At 68.7% G+C, this 16,877-nt stretch carries 14 protein-coding genes; 8 read left to right on the forward strand and 6 right to left on the reverse strand.

What is annotated here, in order from left to right:
* The first annotated feature begins 214 nt into the window (after positions 1-214).
* The 6 genes from HMPREF9006_RS03380 (at position 215) to HMPREF9006_RS03405 (ending at position 5,217) form a co-directional block, all read left to right on the forward strand.
* Complete coding sequence (locus HMPREF9006_RS03380; protein ID WP_009212133.1) at positions 215-775, forward strand: hypothetical protein; 561 nt, start codon at positions 215-217, stop codon at positions 773-775.
* A gap of 296 nt (positions 776-1,071) precedes the next feature.
* The gene (locus tag HMPREF9006_RS03385; protein ID WP_009212134.1) at positions 1,072-1,365 is read left to right on the forward strand and encodes a hypothetical protein; all 294 of its coding nucleotides are present in this window, start codon (positions 1,072-1,074) and stop codon (positions 1,363-1,365) included.
* Positions 1,362-1,841, forward strand: coding sequence for a hypothetical protein (locus tag HMPREF9006_RS03390; protein ID WP_009212135.1), 480 nt, complete (start codon positions 1,362-1,364; stop codon positions 1,839-1,841). Before HMPREF9006_RS03385 ends, HMPREF9006_RS03390 begins: the two co-directional genes overlap by 4 nt.
* A 296-nt stretch (positions 1,842-2,137) precedes the next feature.
* Positions 2,138-2,935 (forward strand): (Fe-S)-binding protein, encoded by a 798-nt coding sequence (locus HMPREF9006_RS03395; RefSeq protein ID WP_034230985.1) that lies wholly within the window; start codon positions 2,138-2,140, stop codon positions 2,933-2,935.
* A gap of 1 nt (position 2,936) precedes the next feature.
* The gene (locus tag HMPREF9006_RS03400; protein ID WP_009212137.1) at positions 2,937-4,541 is read left to right on the forward strand and encodes a LutB/LldF family L-lactate oxidation iron-sulfur protein; all 1,605 of its coding nucleotides are present in this window, start codon (positions 2,937-2,939) and stop codon (positions 4,539-4,541) included.
* A 1-nt stretch (position 4,542) separates the two neighbouring features.
* Complete coding sequence (locus HMPREF9006_RS03405; protein WP_009212138.1) at positions 4,543-5,217, forward strand: LutC/YkgG family protein; 675 nt, start codon at positions 4,543-4,545, stop codon at positions 5,215-5,217.
* Positions 5,218-5,644: 427 nt separating this feature from the next.
* On the opposite strand, the gene HMPREF9006_RS03410 is transcribed toward HMPREF9006_RS03405, so the two are convergent.
* The 5 genes from HMPREF9006_RS03410 to HMPREF9006_RS03430 are packed head-to-tail and all read right to left on the reverse strand — an operon-like array spanning position 5,645 to position 12,172.
* Positions 5,645-8,110 (reverse strand): excinuclease ABC subunit UvrA, encoded by a 2,466-nt coding sequence (locus HMPREF9006_RS03410; RefSeq protein ID WP_009212139.1) that lies wholly within the window; start codon positions 8,108-8,110, stop codon positions 5,645-5,647.
* A gap of 1 nt (position 8,111) precedes the next feature.
* Positions 8,112-9,320: a GTPase Era gene (gene era, locus HMPREF9006_RS03415; RefSeq protein ID WP_009212140.1), complete on the reverse strand. Its 1,209-nt coding sequence runs from the start codon at positions 9,318-9,320 to the stop codon at positions 8,112-8,114.
* Position 9,321: 1 nt separating this feature from the next.
* Complete coding sequence (locus HMPREF9006_RS03420; RefSeq protein ID WP_009212141.1) at positions 9,322-10,677, reverse strand: hemolysin family protein; 1,356 nt, start codon at positions 10,675-10,677, stop codon at positions 9,322-9,324.
* The gene (ybeY, locus tag HMPREF9006_RS03425; RefSeq protein WP_009212142.1) at positions 10,674-11,123 is read right to left on the reverse strand and encodes an rRNA maturation RNase YbeY; all 450 of its coding nucleotides are present in this window, start codon (positions 11,121-11,123) and stop codon (positions 10,674-10,676) included. The genes HMPREF9006_RS03420 and ybeY overlap by 4 nt, the downstream gene beginning before the upstream one ends.
* Positions 11,120-12,172, reverse strand: a complete 1,053-nt coding sequence (locus HMPREF9006_RS03430; protein WP_009212143.1) for a PhoH family protein — start codon at positions 12,170-12,172, stop codon at positions 11,120-11,122. The genes ybeY and HMPREF9006_RS03430 overlap by 4 nt, the downstream gene beginning before the upstream one ends.
* Positions 12,173-12,307: 135 nt before the next feature.
* On the opposite strand from HMPREF9006_RS03430, the gene hrpB reads away from it, so the two are divergent.
* Positions 12,308-14,902: an ATP-dependent helicase HrpB gene (gene hrpB / locus HMPREF9006_RS03435; protein WP_034230990.1), complete on the forward strand. Its 2,595-nt coding sequence runs from the start codon at positions 12,308-12,310 to the stop codon at positions 14,900-14,902.
* Positions 14,903-15,009: 107 nt separating this feature from the next.
* Here hrpB and HMPREF9006_RS03440 read toward each other — a convergent pair whose 3' ends face one another.
* Complete coding sequence (locus tag HMPREF9006_RS03440; RefSeq protein ID WP_009212145.1) at positions 15,010-15,264, reverse strand: type II toxin-antitoxin system Phd/YefM family antitoxin; 255 nt, start codon at positions 15,262-15,264, stop codon at positions 15,010-15,012.
* 199 nt (positions 15,265-15,463) lie between these two features.
* Here HMPREF9006_RS03440 and HMPREF9006_RS03445 point away from each other — a divergent pair, with 199 nt between their 5' ends.
* Positions 15,464-16,864, forward strand: coding sequence for a dihydrolipoyl dehydrogenase family protein (locus HMPREF9006_RS03445; protein ID WP_009212146.1), 1,401 nt, complete (start codon positions 15,464-15,466; stop codon positions 16,862-16,864).
* Positions 16,865-16,877 lie beyond the last annotated feature (13 nt).

Consider the following 16,877-nt stretch of genomic DNA (forward strand, 5'->3'; position numbering starts at 1 on the left):
CCACATTGATCTCGAACACGCGAACAAAACTCTCCAGCGCCCCCAATTTTCACACGCAACCGTGCCCACAATTGATCCGATGATCATCCAGGATCTCGCCGTGTCACAGGACTGCCATTTGATGGTCATTACCGCCCTCGGCCACCGCGGCAGCTGATTGCCACTCCTCCGCAGGCTCCGTCAATGACAGCCGAACGATCAGCCGTAGGAAAACATGAAACTCACTGTTAAGACCATCGTACCACTGCTCGTGGTCGCGGCGCTCACCGCTGCCTGCAACCCGTTCACCCCCAAGGACACACCGAGGGCCACGCCGACTCAATACCCGCAGGATCCCCGCTTCTCTGAGTTTGTCTTCGAGAGCGACGAAGAGCCGACCGTCAAGGCCCGGACGGACTCCGTGAACGTGCGTTGGCCGAACATGGAGGCGAGCGAAGCGCACGTCGTCCTCGAGTATTCCCCGGCACTTGCCTTTATTCCCGCACAGGACCCCGAATTCTGGCTCACCGCTGTTGCCACCGTTCCCAACGAGACGGTGCAGCTCCTAACGGAGGGGACAACCACCGACACACTCCTACCCGGCATCTATCCCGATCTCTACGAGTACGTCCCCCAGGACTGCCAGTTCACCACCATCGACCCGAAGTTTGCGGACAATGCCCTCGCACCGGATAAGGAGAAGATCCCACGCGACTTCGGTCCCATGAACCTCGAGGCGCTGGCTATGTCCGAAGATTGCCACCTTCTCGTGTTGACCGCCATCGGCCACTCCTAAGCGCCACGGTGCTTCGCCTCATCCTCTAGGCCCACCCCAGCCTCGTTGATGAACGTATCGAAGACTTCACACCTAAGGAAACACACGAAGCCCACTCTTCAACTCCTCGCACCCGCGCCCGCCGTCGCGGCGCTCGCGTCGGCATGCACCCCGTTTGCCCCAAGCCTCCGTGCCTCCGCGCCTCAATAGCCGCCCAACGCACGACATCGCAATCTGACCGGGTGGTGGGAGTCGCTTGCTCCAGCCTCCCGGCGCGAGTAGCCTGGCACATATAACCTCACTGAAGGAGAGCAACCGTGCCATACTTACGCTTCTCAAGCGACGAGGTTGAGCGGGCGGCAGCCAGCCTCGACCAGGGCGCACATTCCAGCGTCACAATCTCGCAGCCGGGTGGGGACCCCTGCTGCCGCGAGTACGTCAGCAGGCTGACCGCCTCGATCACGACGCTGAACAATGACGACCAGAAGCTGGACCAGGACATCGACAAGACGCAGAAGGACCTGCGGGAAACGATCAGGGTCTACGAGACGACGCAGGGCGACATTGCGCGGGCAATCGCCGAACTCCAACGTTCCCAGGGGGATTCATGATCACCAAGAGCCAGCTTCTGTCCATGGACCTGTCGTCGCTTCGCACCGTGCAAAGCGAATTGCGCCAGTCCCAGAGCAACAACCAGGCCAGGCGCAGCGGGGTCAACGAGGCCAGGGGCCACGTCCAGGCGGGATGGCAGGGCGACACCTCGCAGCAGCCGATCGCCCGGTTGCAGCGGCTCGACCAGCGAATCACTGACCACATCAACGACATTATTTCGGTCGACCAGGCCATCGACACCTACTGCTCGAACAAGGAGAACCTCCAGCGCACGGTCATCAGCTACCTGGAACTCATTGCATCCGAGAGGTTCTTCATGGTCACAGAGGACTGGCACGTCATAGTCAGTCCGGTTGTCGGACTCATGGGCGGTCCGAACCTGGGCCCGAACGCGGCCAGGCACCAGAACAACCTGCAGGTGTACGTGGAGGCATTCATGGACTACGACCACCAGGCCCCCATCGGCGACCTGTAGCCAACCGGGCGGGGCTTCCGCCCTCGCCTCGTCCATCTGCGAGGCAGCGGAGGGTCCGGGCATACCAGGCACCACCGAAAAACGAAAAACGAAAACACACTCTGAGCTAAGTCGCTCCCCGAAAGTCCCACAACGCCCGGCGAGGGGCGATTTTTCGCCGATCACCTCCACGGACTTTCCCGCGGAAAATAGCGGATAGACCGACCTTGCAAGTGTTGTCCAGACAATATCGGTCGCTGGGACCTCCGGCCCAGCCATACCCTGAGTTGGACAGCACCTACGAGGAAGGATCCCCCGTGCGCATCGCTCTCTTTTCCACCTGTCTAGCAGACGTCATGTTCCCCCAGGCAGCGCAAGCCACCGTGACCCTGCTTGAGCGCCTCGGCCACGAAGTCGTGTTCCCCGAAGACCAGGTCTGCTGCGGCCAGATGCACGCCAACACCGGCTACTTCGAAGACGCAGCCAAGATCACCCGCAACCACGTCAAGGCCTTCGAACCCGTCCTGGACGGACAGTGGGACGCCATCGTCGTCCCCTCCGGTTCCTGCACCGGCGCAGCTCGCCACGAGCAGAAGATCGTCGCCGAACACGTGGGCGATGAGCAGCTGGCCAAGCAGTCCCAGCGCATCGCCCAGCACACCTACGATCTGACCGAACTCATCACCGACGTCCTGGGCCTCGAAGACGTGGGCGCATACTTCCCCCACACCGTCACCTACCACCCGACCTGCCACTCCCTGCGCATCGCCAAGGTCGGCGACCGCCCCTACCGCCTGCTGCGCAACGTCGAGGGCCTGACCCTCATCGACCTGCCCGACGCCGAGGTCTGCTGCGGTTTCGGCGGCACCTTCTCCATGAAGAACTCCGAGACCTCCACCTCGATGCTCGCGGACAAGGTCACCAACGTCATGTCCACGCGCGCCGAGGTCCTCGTCATGGGCGACTACTCCTGCCTCATGCACGTGGGCGGGGGCCTCTCCCGCCTCAACTCCGGCATCCGCCCCATGCACCTCGCCGAAATCCTGGCCTCCACCAAGGACCAGCCCTTCGAGGGCAACATTTCCTTCGCACCCGAAAGCGCACAGGTGATCTGACATGACCGCAACGTTCATCGGAATGCCCTCCGCCCCCGACTCACACACCGGCGGCTGGCGCACCACCGTCACCATCCCCGAGGACACCCTCCGCTGGGGCCCCTCCTTCCCCGAGGGCGCACACAAGACCCTGGCCAACACCCAGATGCGTCGCAACCTCGGACACGCGACGCGCACGATTCGCACCAAGCGCGGACAGCGAGTCGCCGAGATGCCGGACTGGGAGGACCTACGCAACGCCGCCGAGGCCGTCAAGTTCGAGGTCGAGTCCCGCATGCCCGAACTCCTCGAGGAGTTCGAGCGCAACGTCACCGCCCGCGGTGGCATCGTCCACTGGGCGCGCGACAAGCACGAGGCCAACCGCATCGTCGCGGCCATCATCAAGTCCAAGGGCGTCGACGAGGTCGTCAAGGTCAAGTCCATGGCCACCCAGGAGACCAACCTCAACGAGTACCTCAAGGCTCAGGGCATCAACGCCCGCGAGACGGACCTCGCCGAGATGATCGTCCAGCTCGCCGACGACATGCCCAGCCACATCGTCGTCCCGGCGATCCACCGCAACCGCTCCGAGGTTCGCGGTATCTTCCTCGATCGCATGGAGGACGCACCGCGCGACCTCTCCGACGACCCCACCGAGCTCACGGGCGCCGCCCGCGCGCACCTGCGCAAGAAGTTCCTGCACGCCAAGGTCGCCGTCTCCGGGACCAACATGGGCATCGCGGAAACCGGAACCGTCTCCATCTTCGAGTCCGAGGGCAACGGCCGCATGTGCTTGACCCTGCCCGACACGCTCATCACCCTGATGGGCATCGAGAAGCTGGTCCCCCGCTTCCAGGACGTGGAGATCTTCTCCCAGCTGCTGCCCCGCTCCGCCACCGGCGAGCGCATGAACCCCTACACGTCCATGTGGACGGGCGTCACCCCGGGCGACGGCCCCCAGGAGTTCCACCTGATCCTCATGGACAACGGGCGCACCAAGGTCCTCGCCGACCCAATCGGCCGCCAGGCCCTGGCCTGCATCCGCTGCGGCTCGTGCATGAACATCTGCCCGGTGTACCAGCACACCTCGGGTCACGCCTACGGCTCCGTCTACCCGGGCCCCATCGGCGCGATCCTCACCCCGCAGCTCACCCAGGGCCTGGACGAGAAGGACCCGGTGCACACCCTGCCTTTCGCGTCCTCCCTGTGCGGCGCCTGCGGCGAGGTCTGCCCCGTCAAGATCGACATTCCGACCATCCTCATCCACATGCGCGCCCGCACGGTTGACATCAAGCGCAACATCGTGCCGGACGTGTGGGACCTGGCGATGGGCGTGACCACACCGATGATGTCCAACGCGAAGCTGTGGAAGGCAGCGGGCAAGCCCGCCAAGGCCACCCGGCTCTTCGCGAAGAAGGGGTCGATCGGGGCGCTGCCCTTCCCGGCCTCGCTGTGGACGCGCGCACGCGACCTGCCCGTCGCCCCCAAGGAGACGTTCCGCGAGTGGTGGAAGCGCACGCACGCGGACTCCGATGCGAACGCTCCGCGCACGGACGCGCCCGCCACGGGCATCCCGCTCGCCTCCGAGCACGGCATGACCACCAGCACGACCCCCGAGGAGGCGTGACATGAGCAAGATCACGATGGACGCGAAGACCGCGATCCTAGCGCGCGCCCGCGACGCCATTTCCCGTTCCCAGCAGGGCCGCCCCGTGCGTCCCATTCCCCGCGACTACATCCGCTCCACCGAGCACGCTCCGGGCTCGGATGCCGTCGTGGAAGAGATGATCGAGAAGCTTGAGGACTACTCCGCGCAGGTCGTCGTAGTCTCCAGCGAGGACGAGGCTGCCGACGCCATCTCTTCGTTCCTGGTCGATCAGAAGGCGACCTCGGTCGTCGTCCCCACCGGCCTGGACGAGGCCTTCAAGAAGGCGGCCGCCCGCGAGGGCAGGACGGTGCGCGAAGACAGTCGCGAGAAGGCCATCCCCACCCTGGAGCTGGACGAGATCGACGCCGTGGTCACCCGCAGCCGCGTCGCAATCTCCATTTCGGGAACGATCGTCCTGGATGGCGAGCCGGACCAGGGGCGCCGCGCCATCTCCCTGGTGCCCGACACACACGTCGTCGTCCTCAGGCGTGAGGACATCGTGCCCACGGTCCCTCAGGCGGTCGATATCCTCGGCAAGAACCCGACGCGCCCCATGACGTGGATCGCCGGTGGTTCTGCGACCTCCGACATCGAGCTCGTCCGTGTCAACGGCGTGCACGGCCCCCGCTTCCTGCGGGTCGTCATCGTCAAGTGAGCGTTTCGCTCTGACAACACTTGTGCCCGGCTGCCATTGCGCAGCCGGGCGCTCGTTTTGTCCCGAAGACCTCAGCGCAGGTAGCGGCCCGCCGCCGAGGCCTCGCCAACTGGGCCCTACGGGTGGCGCCGTGCGCCCCTCTATGCGCAGCCCGGCCCCACGACGGGTTGCACCCCGAACCACTCAATGCGCAGCTGAGCCCTACACCCCAGGCAGCCACCAGCCGCCAGAAGCACAGGGGCAGTGCACCCGATCAGGGGCAGTGCACCCGATCAGGGGCAGTGCACCCGAACAGAAGAGGTGCATTGCCTACGGATCGGGTGCAGCGCCCCAACACACAAGAACAAACGCGGAACTGACAGAACCCATCCCCTCCCCGCCACAACCAGCCCGGGCACAGGGCGCCGAGCCGGTAATGATGACCCCGTCAGCGCAGATAGCGGCCCGTCACCGAGGCCTCGTTGGCTGCAATATCGGTCGGCGTCCCCTGTGCGACGATGCGGCCGCCCTCAATTCCGCCGCCCGGCCCCATGTCGATCACCCAGTCGGCGCAGCGAATCAGGTCCACATCGTGCTCGATGACCAGGACGGTCGCGCCGCGGTCAATGAGGCGCTGCAACACGTCGAGGAGGACCTGCACGTCGTCCGGATGCAGGCCAATCGTCGGCTCGTCGAAGACAAACAGCGTCCCGTCTTGGCGGCGTCCCATCTCCGAGGCCAGCTTAAGTCTCTGCGCCTCACCGCCGGACAGGGCGGGCGTGGCCTCCCCCAGCGTCAGGTAGCCCAGGCCGAGGCTGGACAACGTCTCGAGGAGAGCACCCGCTTTCTTGAGTCCGCGCACGGCCACCCGGGCCTCGTCCACGCTCATCGTCATGATCTCGGGCAGGCTCAGGCCCTCGCGTCGGATCTCATTGGCCTGGGTCCCGTAGCGGCTCCCCCGGCACTGCGTGCACTCGATGTCCACGTCCGGCAGGAACTGAACGTCCAGGGTGATCTGCCCGGTACCGTCGCAGGTCGCGCAGCGCAGCGAGCCCGTGTTGTAGGAGAACGCGCCCGCCTTCAGCCCGGCGGCTGTTGCCTCCTCGGTGCGAGCGAAGGCGCGGCGCAGCTCGTCCAGCACCCCGGAATATGTGGCAACGGTCGAGCGCACGTTGACGCCGATGGGCGTCGCGTCGATCAGGTTGACGCGGGACATCCCGGCGGCATCCACGTCGCGCACGTGCCCGGGCAGCGCCTCACCCGCCAGCTGGGCGCGCAGCGCGGGAACCAGCGATTCCAGCACGAGCGTCGTCTTGCCGGACCCGCTCACGCCCGTCACCGCCGTCAGCGTCCCCACGGGGATGTCTACGCTCAGCGGTGCCACCGTGTGTATCCGCAAGGTCTCCAGGTGAATCGCGCCGCGCCCATCCGTGTCCGCGCCAGATTCCGACTCCCCCGTCTGCCGTTCAACCCTGCGCGAGCCCGCCATGTACGGGCCAATGCGGGAGGCGGGGGCGGCGCGGGCCTCGTCGATGGACCCCTGGAAGATGACGCTGCCACCGTTCGCGCCAGCGCCCGGGCCGATCTCGATGAGGTGGTCGGCAGCCCCGAGGACGCGCGTGTCGTGGTCGACGACGACGGCGCTGTTTCCGTCGGCGATCAGCTCGCGGATAATCGCGAGGACCCCGTCGACGTTGGCGGGGTGCAGGCCGATCGTCGGTTCGTCGAGGACGTAGAGGACCCCGGTCGTGCGATTGCGCACCGCGCGGGCCAGCTGGACGCGCTGGCGTTCGCCGTTGGACAGGGTCGAGGAGGCGCGGTCCAGCGACAGGTAGGACAGGCCCAACTCGACGAGGCGTTCCATCGGCTCAGTCATCTCGTCGACGATAACGCGGGCCATGGGCGCGACCTCATCCGGGACAAGGCCCGGGACCCGCGAGGCCCACTCGCGCAGTTCGGTCAGGGTCAGGCGGGAGGCCGCTCCCAGGTCCATACCGTCGATGAGGGTGGAGCGCACCCGCTCCCCCAGCCGCGTGCCCTCGCAGGCGGGACACGTGCGGGTGATGAGGTACTTGGAGACGCGGGCGAGAGCCTTCTCGTCCTTGGCCTTCGACAGCGCGTTTTCGACGGTGGCGACCGCGTTGAAGTATGTGAAGTCCAGGTCCGTGCCTCCCGTCTTGGTGGCCACGACGATGTGCCGTTTCTCGGGCGGGCCCTCGTAGACGATCGTCTTTTCTCCGTCGGTCAGGTCTCGGAAAGGCACGTTGGTACGCACGCCCATCTCCCTCGCGACGTCCTTCATGAGTTTCCACATGAGGGATCCCCACGGGGAGACGGCCCCTTCGTCAATGGTGAGAGACTGATCGGGCACGAGGGCGTCACGATTCACGAGGCGCTGGACGCCCGTCCCCTCGCACACGGGACACGCGCCCCCAGAGTTGAAGGCCATCTCCTCGGCTCCGAGCCCATAGAAGGACTCCGCGCATGTCGGGCACACGAGCGGAATCTCGAGGGCGACGGCTCGCGAGGGCGGCACACGGTGCCCGTTGGGGCACAAGTAGGAGCCCGCACGCGAGAACAGGAGCCGCAGGTGGTTGAGGAGTTCTGTCGCCGTGCCGAAAGTGGAGCGCACGTCGGGCACGCCCGGGCGCTGACGCAGCGCGAGCGCGGCGGGTACATGCGCGACCTCGTCCACCGAGGCCTTGGCCGTCTGGGAGATGCGTCGGCGCGTGTAGGTCGCAAGGGACTCCAGATAGCGCCGTGACCCCTCCGCGTAGAGCGTCCCCAGGGCCAGAGAAGACTTACCCGACCCGGACACTCCCGCAACCGCGACAAACTCATTCAAGGGAACGTCAACGTCCACGTTCTTCAGGTTGTGGACGCGGGCGCCGCGCACGCGGATGACGCTAGGCATGTCAGAACCCCAAGCGCCCCAGCATCTTGGGATCGGACTGCCAGTCCTTGGCGGTGCGCACGTGCAGGTCGAGGTAGACGCGCCGCCCCAGCAGCTCCTCGATGTGTGCGCGCGCCTGGGTGCCGATCTGCTTGAGACGCGAGCCTTTGCGGCCGATGATGATGGCCTTCTGGGAGTCGCGCTCGACGTAGACGTTCACGTGGATGTCGAGCATGGGCGGCCGCTCGTCGCCCTCGCGGCGGGGGCGTTCGATGATTTCCTCGACCTGGACGGCCAGGGAGTGGGGCAGCTCGTCGCGCACCCCCTCCAGGGCGGCCTCGCGGATGAACTCGGCGATGAGGGTGTCGCGGGACTCGTCGGTGACGTCCCCGTCGGGGTACAGGGGCGGCGAGAGCGGCACGGTCTGGGCCAGCACGTCGCGCAGGTGGTCGATGCCCTTGCCCTCCACCGAGGAGACGGGCACGATGGCCGCCCACTCCCCCAGCTTCTCGATCGCGAGCAGGTGCTTCATGACGCGCTCACGCGCAACCGCGTCGCACTTGGTGGCCACGGCGATGATCGGACGCTTGACGGAGCGCAGCTCGCGGGCGATGAACTGGTCGCCTGGACCGATGCGTTGGTCGGCGGGCAGGCAGAAGAGCACGACGTCGACCTCGGAGAGGGCCTCGCGCACCATATCGTTGAGGCGCTTGCCCAGCAGCGTGCGGGGACGGTGGTATCCGGGGGTGTCGACGAGCACCAGCTGGTAGTTATCCCCGTGCACGATGCCGCGGATGTTGTGGCGCGTCGTCTCGGGGCGGCCAGAGGTGATCGCGATCTTAGCCCCGACCAGGGCGTTCGTCAGGGTCGACTTGCCGACGTTGGGACGCCCGACGATGGAGACGAAGCCGGCGCGGAAGTCCTCGGGGAAGTCGGGGACCTCAATGGTCGCGGCCGCATCCTCACGCAGGGATGCGAGCGAGGTCAGCGCCTCGAAGGCGTCCAGGTCCGCGTCCTCCTCGTCCTCCAGGTCCTGCGGGTCCACCCCGCCGTCGTCGAACTCGGCGTCGTCGCCCCGCTCACCCCCGGTCTCGCTCGCCTCGCCGAGGCCGGCGTCGATCTGCGCGCGAGCGTCGGCTTCCGGGTCCGCGGCATCAGCGGCCACCTCGATGCGCGCGTCCCCGAGGGCGTTGGGGCCGGCCATGAGTTCGTCGTCGGAGGGGAATCGCATGTCAGTTGTCCTTGTCGTCGGCGGGGTGTTGGTCGGGGGTGAGGGCAGGATAATCGGGGTCAAGGCGACAGAGAATCGTGGAGACCTGGCGGCGTCGCCCGCGCGCCTCCTCCGCACTCATCGTCACACCCGCAAGCGTGCCGGTGGCACCGGGGAGGGGGACCTTGCCGATCGCCTTGGCGAGGAGTCCTCCGACGGAGTCCACGTCCTCGTCTTCGATGTCGCGCCCGAGGAGCTCCCCGAGCTCGGAGATCGGGTAGCGGGAGGGAACCCGCCACGTCCCGGGCTCGATCTCTTCGGGTTCGGCGCTGTGGCGGTCGTGCTCGTCGGTGAGTTCTCCGACGACCTCCTCGAGGATGTCCTCCAGGGTCACCAGGCCGGCGACGCCCCCGTACTCGTCGATGACGATCGCCATGTGGAAGCGCTGGGCCTGCATCTGGCGCAGCATGTCGTCGGCCGGCTTCATTTCGACCGCGTACTCGGCGGCGCGCATCATCTGCTCGGCGCGCATGTCCAGCTGGCCGCCGTTGGCCTCCCACCGGGAGACCACGTCCTTGAAGTAGAGGATGCCCCGGATGTCATCGACGTCATCGCCGACGACGGGCACGCGCGAAAAGCCGGAACGCACGAAAAGACGCAGCGCCGAGCGGGCGGGCGCGTCCGCGTCAATGGTAACCATATCGGTGCGCGGAACCATGACCTCGCGCACGAGGGTGTGCCCGAGGTCGAGGACGGAGCGAACCATGTCGCGGTCCTCCTCCTCGAAGCCCTCGGTTTCGCCCACCTCGTCGACAATCTCACGCAGGTCGGAGATCAGCTCGGCACGCACCTGAGCCTCGGTGGGGACGGGAGCGGGGCGCGCGGAACGCAGCCGACGCAGCACCGGGTCGGCCAGGTGACTGAGGCGCGAGAGGCGCCAGGCGAATCCCGCTCCCGCCAGGGCGATGCCCTCGGGGTTGCGGGCGCCCGAGCGGGCGGGGATGAAGGACACGAAGAGGAGCTGGAGGGCGGCGGTAGCGAAAACCGCGATGAGCGCGACCGCCCACCACGGCATGCCCGTGCCCGCCAGGACGATCGTGACCATGACGGCATAGACGACCTGCCAGAAGGTGCGGAATGCCCGCAGGGACAGCAGGGTTCGCCGCTGGTGGTCGACGAGCGCGTAGAGGGTGCGCGCGTTCTTGCGTTCCTCCTCGACGAGGTCCTCCACCCCCGCCAAGGTCAGCCGTTGGACGGACTGTTCGACGCACTGGGCCAGCGACGCGGCCACGAGGGCGAGGAGCGCCAGGAGCAGCAACGCCAGCGAGGGCACGCCCGGGAGCGAGGCGGCCGAGGCGGCCGAGGGGACAAGGGTCATCGCGTGGCCAGGAAGGTCAGCAAGAGCTTGCGCTGGAGCGCAAACATGACCTCGCGCTCGGCGTCGTGGGCGTGGTCGTAGCCCAGGAGGTGGAGCATTCCGTGGGTCGCCAGCAGGAGCATCTCCTCGGCGACGCTGTGGCCGGACTCGGCCGCCTGGCGGGCGGCAACCTGCGGGCAGATGCAGATGTCGCCGAGCATGCCGGGGGGCGTGGGGTGGTCCGCCGTTCCGGGCTTCAGCTCGTCCATGGGGAAGCTCATGACGTCCGTGGGGCCGGGCAGGTCGAGCCAGCGCACGTGCAGTTCCTCCATCGGCTCGGGTTCGATGAAGATGATGTTGACCTCGGCGTCCGAGCTCACGTGCATCTGGTCGAGCACGTAGTCGGCCAGCGCTGAAAACTCGGCGACGTTGATGTCGTAGTCGGTTTCGTTGATGACCTCGGTCATGGCGTGTACTCCCTGCGTGCTGTGTGGTGGCTGCGCGAGCGCGCGCGGCGCGCAGCGCTGCGGTCGTCGAAGCGCTGGTAGGCGTCGATGATGGCGCCCACGAGTTCGTGGCGGACGACGTCGGCGCTGGTCAGGTGGCAGAATTCGATGTCGTCGATGCCGCCGAGAATGGACTCGATGAGGGCCAGGCCGCTGGTCTGGCTGCCGGGCAGGTCCACCTGGGAGGCGTCGCCCGTGACGACGACCTTCGATCCGAAGCCCAGGCGGGTGAGGAACATCTTCATCTGGCCGAGAGTCGTGTTCTGGGCCTCGTCCAAGATGATGAAGGAGTCGTTGAGGGTGCGCCCGCGCATGTAGGCCAGCGGCGCCACTTCGATGGTTCCGGCGGCCATGAGCTTGGGGAGGGCCTCGGGGTCGAGCATGTCGCCCAGGGCGTCGTAGAGGGGGCGCAGGTAGGGGTCGATCTTGTCGGTCAGGGAGCCGGGCAGGAAGCCCAGGTTCTCGCCCGCTTCGACGGCCGGGCGGGTCAGGACGATGCGGCGCACCTCGCCCGAGAGGAGGCGGCGCACGGCCTGGGCCATCGCCAGGTAGGTCTTGCCCGTGCCTGCCGGGCCGATACCGAAGACGATGGTGGCGCGGTCGATCGCGTCGGCGTAGGCCTTCTGCCCGGGTGTCTTGGGGCGGATGGATCGCCCGCGCGCCGAGAGAATCTCCTCGGTGGGGGCCTCGCCCGAGGCCAGGCGCCCCAGCAGCCCGATGGCCTGTTCGACGGCCGTCGCGTCCAGGGCGGTGCCGCGCCTGGCCATCCCGATGAGTTCTTCGAGGAGCCCGGCTGCCACGTCAATGTCGGCCTGTGCGCCCGCCAGGGAGATCTCCCTGCCGGTGACGAGGAAGCGCACGTGCGGGAAGCCCCGCTCCAGGGCGCGCAGCACCTGGTCGGCCACGCCGAGGACCGTGATGGGGTCCATGTCTGCGGGGATGGTGACGCGGCCCGTCGTGTGCGCGAGGGTGACCGCCGCGAGCGTCGGCTCAGTGTTCTCCGTAGTCATACTGGCTCCAGTTTACGCCGCCCTCGGTGCGAGGTGGGGCCGTGGGGCCGCCCGGCGCAGTGACCCCGGCCGCATACGCTTGCGAGGTGGGGCGAGCGGATGCGGCCGGGAGGCGCCGCAACGCACAATGAGGGCATGCCTACCCTGGAGGATCTTCTCGCCAGCCCGCCCGACCTGCCGGTGACGCGCGCGCTGGGCGACATCGCGCAAGCGGCGCGTCCGGGCGGATGCGCGCTCGTCACGGCTCCCCCAGGCACGGGAAAGACGACGATGCTGCCCGTGGCCGTCGCGGTTGCCCTGGCAGGGCGCGGTGGCGGGCAGGGGCCGTCGAGGGTCCTGGTCACCCAGCCGAGGCGCGTCGCCGCGCGGGCGGCGGCCCGCAGGATCGCTCGCCTCCTCGGTGAGGAGGTGGGCGGCCAGGTCGGCTACTCGGTGCGCGGGGACTCGCGGGTGAGCGAGGCGACCCGGGTGGAGATGGTGACCCCGGGCGTGGCCCTGCGACGCCTTCAGCGGGACCCGGAGCTTCCGGGCGTGGCGGCCCTCGTCGTCGACGAGTTTCACGAGCGCGACCTGGACACGGACCTGGCGTTGGCGTTCGCGTTGGACGCGCGCGCGGCCCTGCGCGAGGACCTGTTCATCGCCCTGACCTCGGCCACGTTGGAGGCCTCCTCCGCCACCGCCCTGCTGCGCGACGCCACGGGCATCGATCCGGCGACCGTCGACATCCCGGGGGAGATCCACCCCCTCCAGGTGCGTTACGCCCCGGCCCCGCGCGGCGTGGAGGCCGTGGGCGCGCTGGGGTCGGAGCGCGTGGGGGTGCGCCGGGAGTACCTGGCGCACGTGGTGCGCGTGATCGAGGACACGGTGGCTGCCACGTCCGGGTCCCTCCTGGCGTTCCTGCCGGGCGTCGGCGAGATCGAGGCCGTGCGCCGGGGCCTGAGCCTGCCCGGCGTCCCGATTCTCACCCTGCACGGACAGCTGAGCGCCGCCGAGCAGGACCGCGCCCTGTCCCCCGCCTCGGGGCGCCGCGTCATCCTCTCCACGTCGATCGCGGAGTCATCCCTGACGGTCCCGGGCGTGTCCGTCGTGGTGGATTCCGGCCTGGCACGCGAGCCGCGTTTCGACGCGGGGCGATCCCTGTCCTCCCTGGTGACGGTGCCGGCGTCGCTGGCCCGACTGGAGCAGAGGGCGGGGCGTGCGGCGCGCATGGGTCCCGGGGTGGCGGTGCGGGTCATGGACCCGGTGGACGTGGCGCGCAGGCCCACCCAGTCGGCTCCGGGCATCGCCACGCAGGAACTCACGGACGCGCGCCTGCAGGTGGCCTCGTGGGGCACTCCGGTGGAGGAGCTCGCCCTGGTGGACGCTCCACCGTCGGGGACGTGGGAGGCCGCCCGCTCCCGTCTGGCCTCCCTCGGGGCGATCGACGAGGCCGGGGTCCCGACCGCTTTAGGGCGCACGCTCGCGTCCCTGCCCCTGGATCCGCCGCTCGGCAGGGCGCTCCTGGTGGCCAGCGGCGCACTGGGTGCGTCGAAGGCGGCGCGTTTCGTGGCCGTGCTGGCCGAGGATGTGCGTGCCCCGGGCGCGGACCTGGGGGGCTTCGAGCGCCGCCTGGGCCGCGGGGGTGAGGCGGGCGGGCCCCTGGCGGCGCGCGTGAGGGAGACGGAGGCTCGGCTGCGGCGCCTGGCCTCGCACCTGCCGGGCGTCGAGGCGTGGGAGGGCGAGGCCACGGCGGGTTTCCCCAAGCGGCGGGGCATGCCTCGGACCCGCGAGGACGAGCTGGCGCTCACGTGCGCGCTGGCGAATCCGCAGTGGATCGCGCGCAAGCGCCCGGGTTCGGCCGCCTACGTGCTGGCGGGCGGGGTGGGGGCTGAGCTTCCGGGTTCCTCCCCTCTCGAGGGGCAGGAGTGGCTGGCCGTCGCGTCGATCGATCGGGCGCCCACGTCCCGCCACGCGCGCATCCTGGCCGCCGTTGCCCTATCGGAGGAGGACGCGCTGGCGGCGGGCGCGGCGCTGAGCCGCGAGGACACGCGGGCGTCGGTCGAGCGCGGGGCACTGCGGGCCACGCGCACGCGTTCCCTGGGGGCGATCCCGCTGTCCTCCTCCCCCGCGTCCCTCGGCGCCGAGGAGGCTACCGCGCTGGCGGCCGAGCATCTGGCGACGCGCGGGCTGGGCGAGCTGGGCTGGGGGAAGGAAGCCTCGTCGCTGCGCGAGAGGATGGCGGCGGTGCGCGCCGCTCTGGGGGATCCGTGGCCGGACGTGTCCGAGGCGGCCCTGGCCTCGAGTGCGGGGGCCTGGCTGGCCCCGTGGGGGCGGCGCCTGGCCGAGGGAGCGCCCCTGTCGTCGGTGTCGATGCTCGAGGTGCTGCGTTCCCTGCTGCCGTGGCCCGAGGCGGCGCGCCTGGATGAGTTGGCTCCCGAGAGGCTCGAGATTCCCGCCGGGGGCACCCGGCCGGTGGATTGGGCCGGAGCGCACCCGGTCCTCACCCTGCGCGTCCAGCAGGCCTTCGGGTGGAGGGACACGCCCCGGCTTTTGGGCGGGCGCGTTCCCCTGGTGCTGCACTTGACGGATCCGGCGGGGCGCCCGGCGGCGGTAACCTCGGACCTCACGTCCTTTTGGGCGGGGCCGTATCGGGAGGTGCGCGCCCAGCTGCGCGGCCGCTATCCCAAGCACCCGTGGCCGGAGGATCCGCTCAGCGCGGAGCCGACGAATAGGGCCAAGAGGAGGCGCTAGCGCGCGCCAAAACCCTCCCGCGCGACGCGGGAGGGCTGGTATAGCGCGGGCGGACGGCGCCTCGCACCGCGCGAACTCGCGGGCGCGGAGAGGCGCCCGCGGCGCGGTCATTCGCTGATCTTGCCGACCACTCCACGCCCGTCGGGCAGGTTCTTGGACGGCATCTGGTAGGCGTCGAGGTCCGCGATTGCGGGGCGCTCGAGGCCCAGTTCGCGCAGCTGCGCGTAGGTCGACATGCGCACGGGGCCGAGCTCGGCGACGGGCTGGCCCTCCTGCGTGAGCGTGACGACTTCCCCGGATGAGGCCCGCGCGAGCGCGGCCCCCACATCCTGCTTGAAATCACCAATATCTAGAGCCCTCATGGGACTATCTAAGCACGCCGGGGGGCCTTGAAACCAGCCGCGCGGTCACCATATGACACATGGCACCGATACACCGGCCAAACGAGCGTCACACGAACCCGTGGCAGTGACAATCACCACGCGCCGAGTGTTCGCCTGGTGGAATAGCTCGGCACCGCGCGCGTTGAGGAAAGAGACTTTTCCGAACGTAAGGAGCAACATGTCCACGAATCCGATCGAAGACGTCGACCTGCTGGTCGTCGGAGGCGGCAAGGCCGGCAAGTCGCTGGCGATGGAGCGCGCGAAGGCGGGCTGGCGCGTGGCGATGGTGGAGCGTCGCTTCGTGGGCGGCACCTGCATCAACGTCGCCTGCATTCCGACGAAGGCGCTGGTGAACTCGGCGCGGCGCCTCGCGGATGCTCGCAGCGACGAGGCTTTCGGTGTCGTGGGCACGGACGGTGCTCGCGTTGACCTGGGGAAGCTGCGCGCCCACAAGGAGGGAATCGTGGGGGCGATGGTTGGCGCCCACGAGAAGATGTTCGCTGCCCCCGGCCTGGATTTTGTGCGCGGAGAGGCCCGTTTCGTGGGCGAGCGCACGGTGAGCGTCGCCCTGGAAGACGGCGGAGAGCGGACGATCCGCGGCGAGCGCGTCCTCATCAACCTCGGGTCTCGCCCGGCCCGCCCCGCGATCCCGGGCCTGTGGGAGTCGGGCGCGTGGACGAACGAGGAGATCCTGCGCCTGGAGGAGCTGCCTTCTTCCCTGGCGATCATCGGGGCCAGCTACATCGGCGTGGAGTTTGCGTCGATGATGGCGACCTTCGGCGTGGATGTCACTCTCATTTCCTCGGGAGAGCACGTGCTGCCGCGCGAGGAGGAGGACGCGGCCCGCGTCGTCGAGGCAGGCCTGGAGGCGGCGGGCGTGCGGATCGTGCGCGGGGTGCGCGCGCAGTCGGCGTCTCGCTCCGGCAACGAGACGACCCTGGTGCTTTCGGATGGCTCCTCGGTCGCCGCCGAGGCGGTCCTGGTGGCGGCCGGTCGCGTGCCCAACACTGATGGCATCGGCCTGGACGAGGCCGGGGTCGCCCTGGATGCGCGCGGTTTCGTCGCGGTCGATGAGCACCTGCGCACGAGCGCCGCGAACGTGTGGGCGGCCGGCGACTGCGCCGGCACGCCGATGTTCACCCACGCCTCGTGGTCGGACTTCCGCATCATTCGCCTCCAGCTGACGGGTGCCGCCGAGGATGATCCGGCCACGTCCACGGCCGGGCGCACGATCCCCTACGCGGTGTTTGCTACCCCGGAGCTGGCTCGCATCGGCGTGAACGAGGAGGAGGCGCGCGAGCGCGGCCTGGACGTGCTGGTGGCACGCGTTCCCACGGCGGCGATCCCGCGGGCGAAGACGCTGCGCTACGCGGGCGAGGGTTTCTGGAAGGCCGTCGTGGATGCGCGCACACACGAGATCCTGGGCGCGACGCTGATCGGCCCGAACGTGTCCGAGGTGATCACCGCGGTCCAGGTGGCGATGGCCGGGCACCTCACCTACGAGCAGCTGCGTTTCCTCCCGGTTGCTCACCCGACGATGGCGGAGGGCCTGCAGGTTCTCTTCGATTCGCTGGGCTGAGCCGCGGGAGTTA

The organism is Actinomyces sp. oral taxon 180 str. F0310 (assembly GCF_000185285.1).
Taxonomy (GTDB): domain Bacteria; phylum Actinomycetota; class Actinomycetes; order Actinomycetales; family Actinomycetaceae; genus Pauljensenia.

Excerpts from the sequence above, each read along its gene's own strand:
- HMPREF9006_RS03410 (WP_009212139.1), bottom strand. The coding sequence starts at position 8,110 with ATGCCTAGCGTCATCCGCGTGCGCGGCGCCCGCGTCCACAACCTGAAG.
- HMPREF9006_RS03390 (WP_009212135.1), top strand. The coding sequence starts at position 1,362 with ATGATCACCAAGAGCCAGCTTCTGTCCATGGACCTGTCGTCGCTTCGC.
- HMPREF9006_RS03430 (WP_009212143.1), bottom strand. The coding sequence starts at position 12,172 with ATGACTACGGAGAACACTGAGCCGACGCTCGCGGCGGTCACCCTCGCG.
- hrpB (WP_034230990.1), top strand. The coding sequence starts at position 12,308 with ATGCCTACCCTGGAGGATCTTCTCGCCAGCCCGCCCGACCTGCCGGTG.
- HMPREF9006_RS03440 (WP_009212145.1), bottom strand. The coding sequence starts at position 15,264 with ATGAGGGCTCTAGATATTGGTGATTTCAAGCAGGATGTGGGGGCCGCG.
- HMPREF9006_RS03400 (WP_009212137.1), top strand. The coding sequence starts at position 2,937 with ATGACCGCAACGTTCATCGGAATGCCCTCCGCCCCCGACTCACACACC.
- ybeY (WP_009212142.1), bottom strand. The coding sequence starts at position 11,123 with ATGACCGAGGTCATCAACGAAACCGACTACGACATCAACGTCGCCGAG.
- HMPREF9006_RS03380 (WP_009212133.1), top strand. The coding sequence starts at position 215 with ATGAAACTCACTGTTAAGACCATCGTACCACTGCTCGTGGTCGCGGCG.
- HMPREF9006_RS03405 (WP_009212138.1), top strand. The coding sequence starts at position 4,543 with ATGAGCAAGATCACGATGGACGCGAAGACCGCGATCCTAGCGCGCGCC.
- HMPREF9006_RS03420 (WP_009212141.1), bottom strand. The coding sequence starts at position 10,677 with ATGACCCTTGTCCCCTCGGCCGCCTCGGCCGCCTCGCTCCCGGGCGTG.
- era (WP_009212140.1), bottom strand. The coding sequence starts at position 9,320 with ATGCGATTCCCCTCCGACGACGAACTCATGGCCGGCCCCAACGCCCTC.
- HMPREF9006_RS03445 (WP_009212146.1), top strand. The coding sequence starts at position 15,464 with ATGTCCACGAATCCGATCGAAGACGTCGACCTGCTGGTCGTCGGAGGC.